Annotated in this window: 14 protein-coding genes; 7 read left to right on the top strand and 7 right to left on the bottom strand. The window is 37.6% G+C overall.

Annotation, left to right across the window (positions count from 1 at the left end; all coding sequences use genetic code 11):
• The 6 genes from L2567_RS18610 to L2567_RS18585 form a co-directional block, all read left to right on the top strand.
• On the top strand, positions 1-194 hold a 194-nt coding region (locus L2567_RS18610), incomplete at its 5' end, for a hypothetical protein (RefSeq protein ID WP_235299358.1).
• A gap of 158 nt (positions 195-352) precedes the next feature.
• Positions 353-1,075 carry a hypothetical protein gene (locus L2567_RS18605; protein WP_235299357.1) on the top strand — a complete coding sequence of 241 codons (723 nt, stop codon included), beginning with the start codon at positions 353-355 and terminating at the stop codon, positions 1,073-1,075.
• Positions 1,076-1,189: 114 nt separating this feature from the next.
• Positions 1,190-2,776 carry a hypothetical protein gene (locus L2567_RS18600; protein WP_235299356.1) on the top strand — a complete coding sequence of 529 codons (1,587 nt, stop codon included), beginning with the start codon at positions 1,190-1,192 and terminating at the stop codon, positions 2,774-2,776.
• Between the two features lie 251 nt (positions 2,777-3,027).
• Positions 3,028-3,660, top strand: coding sequence for an SPOR domain-containing protein (locus tag L2567_RS18595; RefSeq protein WP_235299355.1), 633 nt, complete (start codon positions 3,028-3,030; stop codon positions 3,658-3,660).
• Positions 3,660-4,358 carry an SOS response-associated peptidase gene (locus L2567_RS18590; protein WP_235299354.1) on the top strand — a complete coding sequence of 233 codons (699 nt, stop codon included), beginning with the start codon at positions 3,660-3,662 and terminating at the stop codon, positions 4,356-4,358. Before L2567_RS18595 ends, L2567_RS18590 begins: the two co-directional genes overlap by 1 nt.
• Before the next feature lie 48 nt (positions 4,359-4,406).
• On the top strand, positions 4,407-5,861 hold the full coding sequence (locus tag L2567_RS18585) for a M48 family metalloprotease (protein ID WP_235299353.1): 1,455 nt from the start codon (positions 4,407-4,409) through the stop codon (positions 5,859-5,861).
• A gap of 15 nt (positions 5,862-5,876) precedes the next feature.
• On the opposite strand, the gene L2567_RS18580 is transcribed toward L2567_RS18585, so the two are convergent.
• Genes L2567_RS18580 through L2567_RS18570 form a run of 3 tightly spaced genes read right to left on the bottom strand, consistent with a single transcriptional unit; the run spans position 5,877 to position 8,930 of the window.
• Complete coding sequence (locus L2567_RS18580) at positions 5,877-7,205, bottom strand: mechanosensitive ion channel family protein (protein WP_235299352.1); 1,329 nt, start codon at positions 7,203-7,205, stop codon at positions 5,877-5,879.
• 4 nt (positions 7,206-7,209) lie between these two features.
• The gene (gene rsmG, locus L2567_RS18575) at positions 7,210-7,833 is read right to left on the bottom strand and encodes a 16S rRNA (guanine(527)-N(7))-methyltransferase RsmG (RefSeq protein ID WP_235299351.1); all 624 of its coding nucleotides are present in this window, start codon (positions 7,831-7,833) and stop codon (positions 7,210-7,212) included.
• A complete protein-coding gene (locus L2567_RS18570; protein WP_319942139.1) occupies positions 7,824-8,930 on the bottom strand; it encodes a glycosyltransferase in 1,107 nt (368 codons plus the stop codon). The genes rsmG and L2567_RS18570 overlap by 10 nt, the downstream gene beginning before the upstream one ends.
• Positions 8,931-9,076: 146 nt before the next feature.
• Between L2567_RS18570 and porU2 the strand changes: the two genes are divergently transcribed.
• The gene (gene porU2, locus L2567_RS18565; protein WP_235299348.1) at positions 9,077-14,047 is read left to right on the top strand and encodes a putative type IX secretion system sortase PorU2; all 4,971 of its coding nucleotides are present in this window, start codon (positions 9,077-9,079) and stop codon (positions 14,045-14,047) included.
• Here porU2 and L2567_RS18560 read toward each other — a convergent pair.
• From L2567_RS18560 to L2567_RS18545, 4 genes are all read right to left on the bottom strand, one after another.
• Positions 14,021-14,926, bottom strand: coding sequence for a glycosyltransferase family 2 protein (locus L2567_RS18560; RefSeq protein WP_235299346.1), 906 nt, complete (start codon positions 14,924-14,926; stop codon positions 14,021-14,023). The two genes, porU2 and L2567_RS18560, sit on opposite strands and share 27 nt — an antisense overlap.
• 10 nt (positions 14,927-14,936) lie before the next feature.
• Entirely contained in the window at positions 14,937-15,545 is a 609-nt protein-coding gene (locus tag L2567_RS18555; protein ID WP_235299344.1) for a class I SAM-dependent methyltransferase, read from the bottom strand.
• Positions 15,546-15,588: 43 nt separating this feature from the next.
• Complete coding sequence (locus tag L2567_RS18550) at positions 15,589-16,599, bottom strand: ABC transporter ATP-binding protein (protein ID WP_235299342.1); 1,011 nt, start codon at positions 16,597-16,599, stop codon at positions 15,589-15,591.
• A 147-nt stretch (positions 16,600-16,746) separates the two neighbouring features.
• The gene (locus tag L2567_RS18545) at positions 16,747-17,562 is read right to left on the bottom strand and encodes an ABC transporter permease (protein WP_235299340.1); all 816 of its coding nucleotides are present in this window, start codon (positions 17,560-17,562) and stop codon (positions 16,747-16,749) included.
• Positions 17,563-17,569 lie beyond the last annotated feature (7 nt).

Below are 17,569 nucleotides of genomic sequence, written 5' to 3'. Positions count from 1 at the left end.
CTATATGTATACATGTTGGTCAGAAATGGAATAACATGGCCGCCCATCCGCTTTCGCGGTTCGCTCATTTGAAGCCCTGTCGGACTTCACCCGAAGGGAACATTCGCTCTTCATTTCCGAGAACACCCGGGAATGCTAATGATTGGTATTCACTGAATACAAAAGTTGGCCAAAATACTCTTGATACTGAATGAAATCAAAGCACCTCTGCCATCCACAATGTCGATTCCACTAGCTCCAATCGTAGAGCACATACACTATATCATCATAGATCAATCATTGAAATCTAAATAATCGGGGGTCACAAATATCAAACATTTCTCTCTTATAAGAAATCACCACAAGTATCATTATGGATAAGCGCCAGCCCCACAACTACGTCATCAACTATAAGGTTCTTCGCAGGAGTATCGGAATTCTGGGGATCGCTTTACCAATAGTATTGGTGTTGGGAAGTTTTATTTTATTTGAATGCGATCAAATTTTTCACTCTATCAGTTACTATTATCACACTGGTATGAGAAATGTCCTGGTTGCCATTCTTGCCAGTCTGGCTTTCTTCCTTTTTTCGTACAAAGGGCCTGATCCCATAGACCTTATTATGAGTAGGATAGCTTCTTTTCTGGCATTGATTATAGCGCTATTTCCCACCAAAGGACATCAAGAATTACGCACAGTCTTCACAGAAAATTTCGACAGTGGTATGGATGCTTTGATGAAGCAGTTTCAAAATTGCGATAGAGTGGCCCTGTACGACAACGAGCTTACCCAAACCATTCATTTGATTGCTGCGGCATTATTTTTATTGGTTCTGGCTTTTATGTCCTGGTTCTTATTTACCAGATCTGACCCTTCCAGCCCGATAACCGATCAAAAAAAGAAAAGAAATGTCATTTTTAGGGTCTGTGCCATTATCATTTTGTTTTGTGTTGTGGCCAGCGGAGTTATCTTTTTTGTATTTAATGAATGGATTGAATCGGCAACGAAACCGATATTCTGGTTAGAATCTATTGCATTATGGGCATTCGGAACTTCATGGTTGATTAAGGGAGATACCATATTTTCAGACCCATAAAGGTTCTATTTATGTAAAGTATTTGACTTTGTTGGAAGTTTAATGAGGGGAAAGCTTTTCTGTTGTTTCTAAATCATTATAGGAGTGTTTTCTCCAGGGCTTAAACTATTGATTATGAAAACAATTTGCAAAATCGCACTATTACTAATTTTTAGCCTATGCCAAGCCATCGCCCAATTTGAAACCACCGTTAATCTCTATGACACCATAGACCAGGGTCCATACATTGAACCTGAAAATGACGGTTACAATTTTCTTTTTAAAACCAAGGAGCAAGGAACCATGGTTTCCACTAGAGGGCAGGTGATCAATCCAGCACTGGATTATCACGTGTTCAACCATTACTACTTAAACGAAGATGGTAATATGGATTCACTTTTTTCCATTACCATCAAAGAAGAAGTGACGACTCCCTACACCATGTACAAAAGGGGTCTACCCAAGTTGATACAATACAGGGTAGGGACATCGAATGATCCATCTTTGGATAAAATCATTTCCAAATATCCGATCATTTCATCAGTTCGTAATAATGATGAATACCACGAAATCAGTCATATCAGCTTTAAGAATGGTCAATATGAATTTCTGACCGAAAACTATGATAAAGGTAAAGTTTCTAAGAAATCCCACACTAATAACTTTAATCCAACCTCAGAACATGGTACTTGGGTTTTAATGCATCAATATGCAGCTGCAAACATTGACCTACCCCTAACACTACTGGCCCACGGAAGGAAAATAGATGATAAATCCTTGAAGTTTAATGAGCATAAAGAATATAGGTTCGTTGCCCTGGATAAGAAAGGGGAGGTATTGAGAGATGAAGAAATCACCTTTGAAAAAGCATATGACATCCATACAAGTGGGATAATCAACAAAAAAGATGGCTCTGAGGCAGGGTTCTATATTGCAATGTTGGAGTCCGGAGGAAAAGCTAATGAAGATCAAAATACATCGGCACAAAAAATATTGTTCTTTGACCATAAGGGTATCTACGAGGGTGAAACGGAAATCATACTGCCTTTCGAACCCAAATCCAAAGAAATGGCAGATCAAAAGGTGGATAAAGTATTAGATCTGGATAATGTAAAGATGGTATACTTACACACTTCTGGTAACAAAAAGAATAAAGTTTCAGAGGGCTATTATACATATCAAGTAGATAATGGATCCTCTCAAATGATTCGATTCAAAGAAAAAGCCTATACTGAAGTAGCACAGGACTTAAGAAACAAATATGAAGACAGGCCGGAAGCCAGTACTGATTATAAATATGCTACCAGTTTAGAAAACGGAAACATCTTGTGTATTGCCTCGGAAAATGGAGTTGATTTTCAGTTTTTACATTTCAGCAGTAAGGGAGAGCTACTTAAAACTTCTACCGCATATATGCTGACAGACATAGGCAGTAAGAAGAATATTATATCGTTCGAGTACTTAAACAACAACAAGCTATTGATCAAATCCAAAGTAGGCTATGAGAATGGAGTCTACACGAGTTATGGCATCTATGATGGTCAAAGCGGATACCTTAAAAACATTCAGCCTTCTCAGGATATTGCTACTATACATACCTATAGAAATGGAGATGATATCATGGTATTTGGAAGCTCTTGGGAAGATGAAAAGAAGATTCATTTAATATTACACAAATTGGATATCAAAAAGGAAAGTTTATCCAGCATAGGTCAAGATTGAGTTTATTTTTATAAAAAAAGTGCGTAAAGATTGGTTCATTAATTTGATAACATAACAAGTTAGCTTTTCGTATTATTATCAGATTAAAGAAGTCAGTTTTACGCCAGTAAATCAGCGTTTAACTTATAAACAAAAGACTGTTGACACATCAGTGCAACGGTCTTTTTAATGGATGGGTCTAATAAAAAATAGATTATCAGCGTTATTACATATTATAAATATTTGTAATTTTATCCCAAGAATAGACAACAATGAATAGTACTATAAAATATTTTCTGACCCTGACTTTATTGCTTGCAATCTTTCTAGGCACTTCTTTCGGATTGGAATCGTGTAAAGGTAAGAAGGATCAATCTGATTATTATGAGGACTCGGATGACGATGATTATAGTTCGGATGAGGAAATTTATGATGAATATTTTGAATCAACTGAAGAGGCGTCAAGAGCTGGGGTTGAAGTAGAGTATCCTGCTAACACAGAAATGGATCCTGAGTTTCAGGCTACTGAAAAAGATGTCGTAGATTATCCCAAAGAAGACTTCAGTTTTGAAGCAACAGAGACAGAAAAGGCCGAGATTAATGCTGCCAGCAAAAAAAATTCGACTACCCCTAAGCGTTCCACCAATTCATCAAGTTCCACCACTTCAAATTCTGGCGGAAATTATTTTGTGGTAGCCGGCAGTTATTTAATTCAGGATAATGCTTCGAAGATGGTGGATAAATTAAAAAATCTGGGGTACGGTTCTGCTGAGGTTGTAAAGTTTGACGATAGTAAGTACCATACGATTACTGCGGGTAGATATAACTCATATGATGAGGCCAGCAGAATAGCAAGCACACTGAAACAGAAAGGAATAGATTGTTATGTACATACTAAGAAATAATGTGTGGTAGATCCTCATTAACCAAATCTGAAAAAGAGCTAGAGGAACGTTTTCACGCTACATTCTATAGTGACGAATTGGAGCGATACAACCCGTTGCCAAATTATAATGTAGCCCCTACTCATTATATGCCTGTAGTCACATCAGAAGATCCTCAGCATTTTCATATTTTTAAATGGGGTCTCTTACCATTTTGGGCAAAAGATCAAAAGATAGCATATAAAATGATCAACGCCCGAATTGAGACTATTCTGGAGAAGAACAGTTATAAAAAAGCCATTGAATCAAGGAGGTGTCTTGTGCCAATGGATGGATTCTATGAATGGAAGAGATCTGGCAAAGAAAAATTACCCTATCGTATTGTCACAAAGGACCAGGAGATATTTTCTGTTGCAGGTATATGGGAACGATGGAAATCTCCTGAGGGAGAAGAAGTTTATACCTTTTCTGTGATTACCAAACCACCTACGGAAGTCATGGAAGGAATTCATGACAGGATGCCGGCAATCTTACTTCCCGAACAGGAGGAAATGTGGTTAGACCCCGAATTATCTGGGAAAGAAGCTGTTCAATTGGTCATCGACTATCCACCGAACAACATGAAAGCCTATCGAGTTTCAACGAAGGTCAACAGTGTCAAAGAAAATGATCCGACACTTATTGAACCTGTAGCGGACAGCAATAATACTTTGTTTTAGTAGTTACAAGTTCACAGACCAAAGTTGTAAAATTTGATAATTATAAAGATGATTAATAGACTTTCCATCACTTCCATTATTCTATGCATTATCACTGTTATACCTGCATGTATCAGAAATCCAGTCACAGGCCGGAAGCAAGTAAGCTTTATGACTCCGGAGCAAGAGGAGCAAATTGGAGCGCAAAATGATCCCGTGATCGTATCTCAATTTGGGCTCTATGAAGATCAACAGTTACAGAGCTTTATAAAGCAGAAAGGCCAGCAAATGGTTGCGAGGTCGCATACACCGGATGAAGATTTTGAATTTAAGATTTTGGATTCTCCAGTGATCAATGCGTTTGCTTTGCCAGGTGGATATATCTACTTCACAAGAGGAATCATGGCTCACTTTAATAATGAGGCACAATTTGCCGGAGTACTGGGTCATGAGATCGGACATGTCACGGCGCGGCACTCGGCTGAACAATATACCAAACAGACATTGGGACAGATTCTTTTTATCGGAGGGCTCATTATTTCTCCCGAATTCAGGCAATTTGCAGAGGAGGCACAGCAGGGATTAGGCCTTTTATTTTTAAGCTTTAGCAGATCCAATGAATCTCAATCCGATATTTTGGGCGTGAATTACTCCTCATATATTGGTTATGATGCCCATGAAATGGCTGATTTCTTTAGAACTTTGGAGAGAAAGACTGAGAATACAGAGGCAGGTCGAATACCAGAATTTATGTCTACCCATCCAAATCCGGGTAGAAGGTATCAAAAGGTCAATAAACTGGCAACGGAATGGCAGGAGGAAAATGGCGCAACAAATCTGAAAGTCAATCGTGAGGAATATTTACGAATGATCGACAATATGGTCTATGGTGAAGATCCGAGACAAGGGTATACTGACAATAATGTATTTTATCATCCTGATTTAAGATTTCAGTTTCCGTACCCTAATGGCTGGCAATTGATTAATGCTCCTACGCAGGTACAGATGGCTTCCAAAGACGGTAAAGCATTATCTATATTTACGCTTTCTGCACAAAAATCAATTCAAGCCGCTCAGCAGGAAATCGTTCAAAACCTCAATTTGCAGGTGGTGAGAGATCAGAATATGACCATTGGCGGTTTTCCGGCATACGGTATGGTTTCAAGACAAGTAAGTCAGGGACAAAATGGGCAATCTCAAACCTTGGCGGTGCAGACAGTATTGATAGATTATGATAATACCATTTATGTGTTTCACGGTGTGACACAAGAGGGAGACTTCAACAGATATGAGCAAACTTTTGATTACATCATGACCAATTTCAAGAGGTTGACAGATCCAGCTAGACTCAATGTACAAGCTGAGAGAATAGATATTGTGCAGGCTAAACAAACAGCATCATTTGCTCAAGTGATGAGGTCTTATAACATGCCTTCTAATAGATATGAAGAGTTGGCAATTTTGAATGGTATGGAAGTTAATCAGCAGGTTAGCCAAGGTACATCTGTGAAGATTGTCAGATAACAGGACTAAAACGTCCTACTCGCCTTGTCTGTGTACGTAAATCTCTGATTGAGGAAATGGAATTTTGATCTTATTAGACCGGAATAGCTCATCCACTCTGAATCTTAGATTACTCTTTACATCCTGCTCCGTCAACAACTGCTTCGAGAAGTAGTATAGATCAAAATTTAGGGAACTATCCGCAAATTCCATAAACCGGACAAAAGGAGCCGGAAATTTTAAGACTTGCTTATTCTCTTTTGCGGCTTGCAGAAGCAACTTCTTTACCAATTCGGTATCGGAGCCATATGCCACTCCCACACTAATGTGAAAACGAATATTGTCAGATAAATGAGACCAGTTGACTATCGATTCATTGACCAACTTGGAATTGGGAACGATAACAGAAACAGCATCTCTGGACTCGACAATGCTTGCGCGCAACCCTATTTTCTTTACCATGCCGGTTAAACCATCCATGTGGACGATATCGCCAACTTTAACAGTTCTTTCAAACAACAACACAATTCCCGAAAAGAAATCATTGAAAGTTTGTTGTAACCCCAATCCCACTCCAACCAAGAGAGCTGCAGCACCACCCCAAATTAAAGTCATGTTGATTCCCATAGTCTCTAAAGCCAACAAAATGGCGATAAAGTAACCCACATAAGATATCAATTGATTCACGGCAAATTGAGCACCAATATCGATCCCTTTCCTCTTATAATATCCGTATAAAAACAATTGGGTAATGATCCAAATCAGTAAACGTCCGACTAAAAATATGGCTATGGCCCCAAAAACATTAGAAAGCTTCAGATCAAAAGGATTGCCATCCTTCAATTGTACGGTGGTGAGCACGTAATCCAGATCAAGTGTTCTAATAATCAGAATAAGTGCAATGATATAGACTAAAAATTGAACAGTTCTGGTAGCAATACCTTCAGTATCTCTTTCTTTAGGGGCTTCCTTTTCATCATCTCTGCGGACAAAGTTTCGGTGTATAAAATAGCTGGAAACAATCCAGTCCAGAAGTCTTGCAAACTGAATAATGGCCAGTGCTTCAAGAATAAATGATATGTATATGGGCGTTCCTGTAGTAGGACTAATATTGAAGTTGAGGCCCAACACGAAAACAACGGCAAGCGTTCCAAGAAAAATAAAGAACATGCTGATGATGCGCATCAGTTTTTTGCGTTGTGCATCCGTTACAGTCTCCCAGTCGCGAATTTTTGGATTGAGATAAACCTTTAGCCATCTAAAAACAGTGATGCCAAAGATGGTGATGAGAATTATGGAGACTAGCTGATGAATTTGAAATTCATAACTTCCTATTTGAAATAATCTGTAGTCTAAAAGCTCCATTTATTTAATACATTGGCACATACACAATATACTTGTTCTTGTAAAACTCCTCTTGAAAGTAATCATAAATAGCTACTTGCTCCTTTGCGCCTTTCACTTCTTTCAACTCTTCTTCTAAATCACCCCCTTTTAAAGTAATCAAACCATTGGGCATGGCATTTTTCATTTCACTGCTAATCAATGGTCGCACGAATGTCATCAATTTATCCAGTCTGGTTACTGCGCGAGCCAGTACAAAATCATATCTGGCTTTCATTTCTTCAGCTCTCTTAGGAAATGCCTGGCAGTTTTGTAGTCCTATAGCATCGATGATGGAGGAAGCAACCGCAATCTTTTTGCTGGTTCCATCCACTAAAGTGAATTCTGTTTGAGGAAACATTATGGCCAATGGAATACCAGGCAGCCCTCCTCCTGTTCCTAAATCCAGGCAGTTGGTCCCCTTTCGAAATCGAATGAATTTCGCTATTGACAATGAGTGGAGAATGTGATGTAAGACAATGTTGTCCATATCTTTTCTAGAAATCACATTAATCCGCTCGTTCCATTCACGGTAGAGTTCAGGTAGTGAAGCCAGTTGTTTCTGTTGAAGCGCACTGAGCTTAGGAAAATATTTGTTGATTAATTCCAATCTGTTTTTTTCTTAAATGGATAACTGAGGGATAAAATTACATAATACAAAGTTAAGCTCAGCTCCATGATGGGTGTGAAATAAAATAAGTTTCTTTCCTGAAAGATTCGGGAAGCTTTTAAGTAGGTCAATGTTGCAGTAATACTTTTCAAGAAGTATAAACCAAGTGCGAACTTCCAATATTCCGTAAATATTAATGGGATGAAAAGTAAATTACTGACGATCTGCGTAGTAGAAAATATGGCCAAAAAAAGCTTGATGATCGGTTTGTACTTTACAGATGAGGTAATATGTCTGGATTTTTGTTTAAAATAAGAACTCCAATCTTTTTTAGCTTCGGAATAGACAAAGCTGTCAGGATTGAGGACGGTTTTCGTATTCTTTTCATTTGCTAATGCTGATACCAGAAGATCGTCATCACCCGACGCTAAATAGTCAGAATTCTCAGCATTAAAGTCATAAATAGATTCATCAAAAAGGGATTTTTTAAATAGCAGATTGCGCCCAACCCCCATGTAAGGAAAACCCACATGTGCCAAAGAATAGTATTGAAGCGCCGTTAAGACACACTCAAATCTTTGAAAGAGGTTGAGAAAACCTGGTTTTTTGTGAAATGGAGCATAACCGAGTAATATTTCAGTCGGCATTTCTATTTCTGCGGTCATTGATGATTTCCACAAAGGTCCTGGTTGGCAATCTGCATCTGTAACTAAAATATAGTTCTTAGAGGATGAATTGATTCCGTCGGCTAAAGCTCTTTTTTTTCCAGGTATGTCTTCACTAGCCTTGATGACTTTGCAATATGGAGTTTGGTTCAACTCACAGAGGGATCTAGCTAAATCGTAAGTCTGATCCGTAGAGAAATCATCCACGATTACCAACTCGTCGTTATCACCTAGCTGTAGGATCCAGTCTGGAAAGTTTTGGCGCACATTATGACTTTCATTTTTAGCGCATATGACAATTGAAACTGAAGAGTTTTTATTTGCTTTCGGCCTTTTCTGGGGCTTCCCAGGTGTAACATTGACATAAAAAAAAATCCAGTATGATAATTGCAGCAGTATAGAAACAGAGAAGATAAAAAATAGTGCGGTCACATTGATTGCCAATTTAGACCTGAATTTGACAAAAAAACGCGAAAAACGGGGGAGGAATTCGAATTAAATTGAAAAGATGATCGTTAGGTATTTATCTACAATGTATGAAACAAGGGAAATTGAGACCAACATAACAGTTTTTGGTAATGAATAAGATTCTACTACTTTTTTTATTTGCATCCATAATACCAGGCTTAAATGCCCAATTTGTCTCAGAGGGAGGTGACACTCTCTACGGCAATGAATGGATCAATTATGATCAAGAATACTATAAAATTTCAGTTGCGGAAGATGGCATTTATAGGATAACACTTCCACAATTAGGGGCTTCGGGTATACCAGCGGGATCGCTGGAAGGTGCTAATTATCAATTGTATCACAATGGAAAGGCCTACCCTATATATGTTAGTAATCAAGGGAGAATGGGCGATGGTGATTACATTGAGTTTTACGGGAGGAAGAATCGGGGTGAATTAGATGCAATCTTTTATCAGAATCCGGAAATCATGCAGTTAAATCCGGAGTATAGCTTATTCACCGATACTGCGGCCTATTTTTTGACCTGGAACAACGGGGATACGAATTTGCGGGTCAATGAAGTGATTAGCCAGGAAGTGAGTGGGCCTTTTGAATCCTTTTACATGCATAAAGAGCGTCAAGTATTGAGTAACAGGGTACATAAGCCCACCCATAATGGTTCGGACAATGTCAGGTATTCTCACTTTGACGTCGGGGAAGGATTCGGTGGACCGCTGAGGCAAAACAACGAAGTGACCCTAGCAGCGACGAATATTGTGGAGGCTGGATTAACACCTTCTGTAGATATTCGATTTACGACAAACTCTACCGCACATAAGATTGATTTCCTGTTAAACGGAGAAGTGAAAAAGCTATATGAGCATTCAGGATACAGAGTGTATCAGGATAATATTGATTTTAATATCAGCGAATTAAAGAGCAACAATAGAATTCGTTTGGAAGGCAAAGTAGATCAATTTGATCGTAACATTATGGCGATAGTTGATTTGAATTACCCAAGAGCGTTTGATTTTGGAAATGAGCAATACTTCGAATTTTATATTAAAGGTGACTTCACAGAGCGTTTTGTGGAGGTTGACAGGTTCGATGGTGGAAGTAAACCTGTAATTTATGATCCAGCGACTGCAAGTAGAATTATTCCTGAGGAGATTAATGGTAAATATCGCTTTGTAATTCCTGCATCAGATGAAGACAGGTACATGATCGCTTATCATAGTGGAGAAGCAATCATCAGGGTGGCAGAGATGGAGAAAATGCCTTTCGTGGATTATCGTAACATGGATGGTGATTTTATCATTATTTCACATCCACGCTTGATGGAAGGATCTACGAACCAGGTTGAGGCATATGCATCTTACAGAAGCTCGGCAGCAGGAGGGAACTATAATTCCGTGGTGGTCAATGTAGAGGACTTGTATGAGCAATTTTCCTATGGCGTGCATAGACACAGTTATTCGGTGAAAAATTTTGTGAATTGGGTTACGAAGAACTGGAGTAATCCCAAGTATGTGTTTTTAGTGGGTAAGGCTAGAGAGTATGCAGTATATAGAACTCAGGAACAAATCGATAATCCTATTAATCAGGATTTTACGGTACCTACCTATGGGTATCCTGGAAGTGATAATTTGCTGACCTCCAATGGTAACTATAGTTCTTACGCGCTTTTATCAAGTGGCAGAATTGGAACGCGGATAAGTAATGACTTAGCTATTTATCTCAATAAAATTCAAGAACACGAGAGCTTTAGGTCTTTGCCTCAAACCATTGAAGACAAAGCCTGGACAAAAAAGATAGTACACCTGAGTGGAGGAGACCCAAATATTCAGGAGTTTCTTTTTAATTCTCTGGAATCCATGAGGTCGGAAATAGAGAAGAATAAGTTTGGTGCTGATGTAGAAACAGTAAGAAAATACTCGGCTGAGCCTATTCAATCGTCTTTATCAGAAGGCATTCTGGACATCATCAATAATGGTGTGGCTATGATGACATTCTTCGGCCACTCCGCAGTAGGTACTTTTGATTTTAGTATAGAAGATCCATCAGCATACGATAATAAAGGTAAATATCCTTTCATGATCTCGCTTGGTTGTCATTCGGGGAATGTTCATACCTCGACTTTAGGTGTCAGTGAAGATTTTGTAATTGAAGAAGATAGAGGAGCCATTTCCTTTTTAGCGTCTTCAGGTGCAGCCTATATCAGTATTCAGAGAAGCTTTGGAGAAAGATTTTATGAATATTTAGGTACAGATTATTACGGCTTGGGAATTGGAGATGCTTTAAGAGCGGTTATTAAAACATGGAATGATATAGAAGGTATTTCCACTAAAATACTGATGGAGCAACTTACTTATCATGGAGATCCAGCTTTAAGACTTCAGCATTATGAAGGACCTGATTTTATAGTCGACCATGAAACCGTTGCTACTTTACCAAAGATAGTGAGTACCAATATTGATAGTTTTTCGGTTCATTTCGATGTTGTTAATATTGGCAAGAAAAGTGACGATGACAGTTTACAAATTACTTTAAACCACTATCTACCAAATGACTCGCTGCGTTATGCCGTGGTCACAAAGATAGAGGCACCTCATTCAAGAAGTAGCATTACTCTGAAGATTCCTCAACCAGGCCTTTCAGGTTTAGGACGCAATAGCATTGAAATTACGCTAGATGCTGATGATCAAATACAGGAATTACCCTCTCCTGTAGCTGAATCTAACAATACTTTAAGCAGGGTTAATAATGGACAGAGATTTAGCTTTTTCGTTCTGGATCAAGGCGCTACTACAATCTTTCCAGCGAATAAGAGTGTGTTGAACTCTGAATGTCCGTTCTCGCTTAAAGCTTCAACCAGTAATGTATTCTTGGAGCGCCAAACTTATGTTTTTCAGATCGATACCACCCTGGATTTTAACAGTGCTCAATTGAGAGAGAATAAAGTAGAAGCATCAGGAGGAATAATTGAATGGGCTCCTGAATTTCAATTGGAAAACAACACGGTGTACTATTGGAGAGTAAGCCCTGATTCGTTAAACCCGGAAGTGGGATATATTTGGAATTCCAGTTCATTTATTTATTTAGAGAATGGTAATCTTGGCTATAACTCGAGTCATTTGTATCAGATTCAGGAAAATGAAGGAGATACATATGGTTTGAGGGATAACCGGCAGTGGGAGTTTGTTCGAGAACCACATGATTTACGCTTTGATTTAGGATTGAGTACGGAGTCCAGGAGATGGTTGCTATATGATGGTCAACCATTTGGGTCTTTAAACCACAGCAACTTTGGTTCCTACCTTAGTATTCATGCCAGAGATCTATATACTTGGTCAGTAAGAAACGATGACCCATCCAAGTATGGAGCATTGCCTACGCAGCGTGATATTTTCGCCTGGAATATGGATAAGATTGAAGACAGAAAAAATTTTATTGAAGTATTATCGATGTTACCAGAGGGAACCAGAGTTTGCATATACACTATTTTAATAGATGATCAAGCAGATCTAAAAACAGAGGAGTGGGAACAGGATTCCATTCAGCTCGGATATAATATGTTTTCAGTTTTAGAGTCTTTAGGAGCAGAAAAAATCAGGGATCTTAAAGATAAAGGCACAGTTCCATATCTTTTCATTTATGATGTAGGTACTGGTCCGTTAATTGAGATTATAGGAGACGACATTTATTCAGAAGTAGAGTACACGGTACCTGTCTTCTGGATGACCACCGGCGGTGAATATCATAGTGATATCATTGGTCCATCCAAGATTTGGGATCGTGTGATTTGGAAATATGATTTACCGGAAGCTACAGATTCTGTTTCCTTGAATCTTTATGGCATAAAGAATGGAAATAAATCACTTCTAATGGAAGGTTTAACTGAAACAGAGATTGATATTTCTTCTATAAATAGTGAAGAATATCCATACTTGCAGCTTGAGGTAGAGGCAAGGGATATTAATAGAACAGCTCCTCAAGTTAATTTCTTAAGGGTTTTTTATGAGTCTTATCCCGATTATGCACTAAATACAAACAGCGATGATTATCGTTTTCAAAGTGATACTTTAGAGCAAGGACAAAGCCTTGTAGTCTCTATGCCCATCAGTGAAGTTCAAGGGGTAGCCAGTGATAGTATTCTAATCAAAACTTCCATAGTCAATACTCAGAATCAGATTGAAGAGAAGTATGAGAAAGTTAAATCTCCTGGTTCAAAGAATAATTTATTATTTGAATTTTCGAGAAACACTTCAGATATGGTCGGAGATTATCAATTTCTAATTGAAGTCAATCCTGAAGATGAATCTTTAGAGCAATTTGACGGAAACAATTTTGGTGTTAAAGAATTTCACGTTCGTGGAGACTCCAGAAACCCGATCATAGAGGCAAAGTTTGATGGAACTACAATCTTGCCAGGGGATATAGTTTCTTCTCAACCTGTGATTGAAATCACCTTGAAAGATGAGAACAAATATCTTTTACTGGATGACCCTTCTGTAATAGAGCTGGGAATTATACATCCAGATGGATCTTTGGAGAATATTGATATATCAGATCCAAGATTACAGATAGTTTTACCTGAAAACACGCAAGAAAATGTAATCAAATTTCAACTAGAACCGAAATTTGAAAAAGATGGAACCTATAGCTTACTCGTTAATGGTGCGGATAGATCTGAGAATAAGTCAGGTGATCTGAATTTGAAAGTTGATTTCACTATAGTGCTTGATCAAAGTATTTCTGAAGTGCTAACATATCCCAATCCTTTTTCCAGCTCTACTCAATTTATATTTACTTTAACGGGAAGTGAAATACCAGAGGATTTAAAAATTAAAATTTACACAGTGAGTGGCCAATTGGTCAAAGAGATATTCAAAGAAGAGCTTGGACCTTTGAAAATAGGTATTAACAGAACACAGTATAAGTGGGATGGTACTGATCAATTTGGCAACAGACTTGCCAATGGTGTCTACATCTATTCTGTTGAAACCAAAGACAAAGATGATGAACGTCTAAAAAAGTATGATCTAGGAATTGGAGAATACTTCCAGAACAATTTAGGAAAAATGGTCATTTTGAGATAATTTTCCTTTAATGGCTCCGGCACTCGCATAGAAGGGTTCTAGCATTTCAAAAACGAAGTTTTGCCACTTGTAGAGTGGATCAGTGCTAAATTTTATCCCTCTTAAAAATAGATTCGGAATAAGTAGAATTATAGGATAGGCCACTAGATATACGTACCCTTTTCCACCCTTTATAATATAACTATCTCTGTGATGTGCAAATTGGCTTCGTAGATGCCATTGCAAGGTTAGTTTCTCAGATCTTACCAAATGATAAATGATAAGGTTTGGGTTAATTCCTATTCTGACCTTTAAATTTTTTAATTTTTCTATTATGTAAGTCTCTTCTCCATAACCAATTTTCGAGTCCTTCATTCCAAGATGCAGTGGAAATAAGCCAGTTTGGTTAAACAGATTTTTTTTGAAACCCATAATGCCACCACTGACGTAATCCCTGCCTAAATCTTGAATTTCAGTGGCAAAGATCTTTTTTCTACCAAAAGAATCAGGAATCCAATCTGGTTTCCTTTGCCTATACCAGGGTTTAAATATTCCTGTAAATGCTTCATAGATTTGGAGATCGGCAATTTTCCGAATTTCAATATAGAACTTAGAATCTATCTTACAATCATCATCCAGGAAAATGATCCACTCAGAATTTGCCTCTTTGATACCCCTATTTCTGGCTGCTGATAACCCCACTGTACCTTCAAAATAATATTTTATCTGATTAAAGTGATCTATAACGCTCCTTGTATTATCCACTGAACCATTATCTATTACAAGTATCTCAAAGTCAGACTGTTTGTCGGGATAGTACTGATACAATTCATTCAGACAGATCTCTAAGATTTCTGAACGATTCCTGGTGCAAACAATAATGCTATATTTCTTAGTCACCACCAATGCATTATGAACTTTGATTATTCAATTTCTGATTTAGGCAATGAGCCAGCTGGGTTCCTTGATTATGATCAACGATAAGGTGTTCTTTTACACGAAGATAGGTCGAAAGGAAGTCTTGAAATTCAAGACTATTCCATTCTCTGTAGTGAAATTTGTTTTTAGGTGGACCATAATCATATCTACCTCTTACCAAATCTCTCTCAGGAGTACTTAATACAAGATGTTTAAATTTAATATCATTGATGATTTGCAAAATGAATGCGGAAGGATTTTCTACGTGTTCTATTACATCACTACATATAATGATGTCAAAATTATGACCTCTGATTTCTTCAAATGTTTTATACTTGGCACTATCAAACATCTTTCTTAATTCAGAAAGTGTAGGTTCAACTTCTACTCCAATGTATTCATAGTCCTTAAAATACTTTCTCAATTTGTATCCAGAACCACAACCAATGTCTACAATAGAATTATAATTAAACTTGGTAAGTAGCTCAAATGCATACTTGTAAACCTCATCTTGATAGTGATCAGTGTTTGACAAATCATTGAAATGGTCAACATTTTTTCTATGTATGTAACCTTTCTTTATGCCAAATTTTCGAGTCAAAAATATAGAACGAATTTTTCCGAATATATATAAAATTAACTTTCTAATTTTCTGCCACATCAAACTTCCATTTTGGAATAACAGCTCCATAATTCAAGGAATTAAGCTTGAAAGGTAATTTTGCCATACCATTAATACTAAATTTTAAAATATTGATGCTTTCAATGGGCTGTTTGAATTTGTTAATCCCAAACCAAATAGAAAGATTGTAATCACCATCTGTTAACACAGGCTCTGTAATGACAATTCTGAGGGTACCTTTTTTTGGAAAGGTGGTTGAGTCCGGAGGTTTTGCATACATAGTATTGCCTCCAAAAATGTTTCTATTAAAAATATCACTCACCACGAATGAAAAGTTAGGGAAAACAACCTCCTTTTCCGAATGGTAATCTAAGATGATTTCTATGGAGTCGCCCACTTGCCTAACTTGTAAGTTGTGAATTAAGTCCAATTTTTCAGTCAAATGGTCTGATGTGTTCTCAAATTCTTTCGATAAAACGATAGAGGTCACATCATCCATCGCAATACGACCATTTTCCAGTTTAATGGTTCGGTTACAAAAGGAACGTATTAAGTTGAAATTATGGCTAACCATAAGCACCGTTTTTCCCATTTCTGAAGATAGGCTATTAATTTTGCCTAAACACTTCTGCTGAAATTCATAATCTCCTACAGAAAGTATTTCATCGATAAAGAGCACATCTGAATTTAAATGAGCAGCAACCGAAAAGGCCAGGCGAACGTACATGCCGGAAGAATACTTCTTTACTGGCGTATCAATAAAATTACCAATACCTGAAAATGCTATGATTTCAGATAGCTTTGAGCGAATCTCGGCATTTTTCATACCTAATAAAGAACCGTTCAAAAATATATTTTCCCTGCCAGTCAGCTCTGGATGAAAACCTGTTCCGACCTCCAGAAGTGAAGATACACGTCCATGAATAATTGCAGACCCTTCTGAAGGAGGGGTAATTTTAGATAGAATTTTAAGCAACGTGCTTTTACCTGCTCCATTTTTACCAATTATTCCAACAGTTTCCCCTTTCTCCACCTCGAAAGAAACCTTTTTCAAGGCCCAGAAAGAATCTTTTTTAGACTTCCTAAAATTACTGAGAAAGCTTCCTGTCAATGTTCCATTATATCTATTAATGAAATATTGCTTTCCGATATTCTCTACCTTAATTACTTCACGAGTCATCTAAATAATGTCTGCAATGGTGTGCTCATTTTTGAAAAAAATAAAATTACTGGCCAGAAAGATTAAAGGTATTGAAATACAACAAAACCAGATATGAGAGAAGTCATAAGTTACACCAAATAATGACCATCTGATTCCGTCTACTATTCCAACGATTGGATTGAGATACAATAAAAAACTATATTTATCAGGTATTAAATTACTAGAGTAAGCAATAGGAGAAATATACAACCCTATCCTTAAAAAAAAAGGAACTACGAATTTCAGATCTCGATATCTAATGGTTAGGCTACTTATCAGTATACCAAGTCCAGATCCTAATAGCATTATTAACAAAATGAACAATGGGAACCATAAGATGGAGGGAGTCCACTCAATATCGAAGTACAAAAGAAGAAATAGGAGTATCAAGATAGAGGCAACAAATTCGGGCAAGCTTGATAATGCCTTAGATGCAGGGAGTACAATTCTGGGGAAATAAATCTTCTTAACCATTTCCTGAGCATTCAAAATAGAATTGCTAGAATCGTCTATGATACTGCTAAAGAATGACCAAACCACTACTCCACTAGCTGTAAAAAGAAGTGGTGGCACACCATCCGTTCCTACCCTAATAACTTGATTGAAAATGAAGGCCAGGACAGCTAAACTCAAAAGCGGTTTGATGACTAACCAGGAGAATCCAAGTATAGATTGTACATACCTGACTTTAATATCTCTCCATGCTAAAGAGAGTAGAAGCTGTCTATATTCCCAAACTTCTTTATAGTTAAATTCTATAATCCCGTTTCTGGGCTTTATCTTGGTCGTTTTCATTATTCTG

This window comes from Portibacter marinus, from assembly GCF_021533195.1.
GTDB classification, from domain to species: domain Bacteria; phylum Bacteroidota; class Bacteroidia; order Chitinophagales; family Saprospiraceae; genus Portibacter; species Portibacter marinus.
The sequence above is the reverse complement of the archived record's forward strand: the minus strand, read 5'-3'. Positions and strand labels throughout refer to the sequence as shown.

Excerpts from the sequence above, each read along its gene's own strand:
- L2567_RS18585 (WP_235299353.1), top strand. The coding sequence starts at position 4,407 with ATGATTAATAGACTTTCCATCACTTCCATTATTCTATGCATTATCACT.
- L2567_RS18580 (WP_235299352.1), bottom strand. The coding sequence starts at position 7,205 with ATGGAGCTTTTAGACTACAGATTATTTCAAATAGGAAGTTATGAATTT.
- L2567_RS18605 (WP_235299357.1), top strand. The coding sequence starts at position 353 with ATGGATAAGCGCCAGCCCCACAACTACGTCATCAACTATAAGGTTCTT.
- L2567_RS18600 (WP_235299356.1), top strand. The coding sequence starts at position 1,190 with ATGAAAACAATTTGCAAAATCGCACTATTACTAATTTTTAGCCTATGC.
- L2567_RS18545 (WP_235299340.1), bottom strand. The coding sequence starts at position 17,562 with ATGAAAACGACCAAGATAAAGCCCAGAAACGGGATTATAGAATTTAAC.
- porU2 (WP_235299348.1), top strand. The coding sequence starts at position 9,077 with ATGAATAAGATTCTACTACTTTTTTTATTTGCATCCATAATACCAGGC.
- L2567_RS18590 (WP_235299354.1), top strand. The coding sequence starts at position 3,660 with ATGTGTGGTAGATCCTCATTAACCAAATCTGAAAAAGAGCTAGAGGAA.
- L2567_RS18595 (WP_235299355.1), top strand. The coding sequence starts at position 3,028 with ATGAATAGTACTATAAAATATTTTCTGACCCTGACTTTATTGCTTGCA.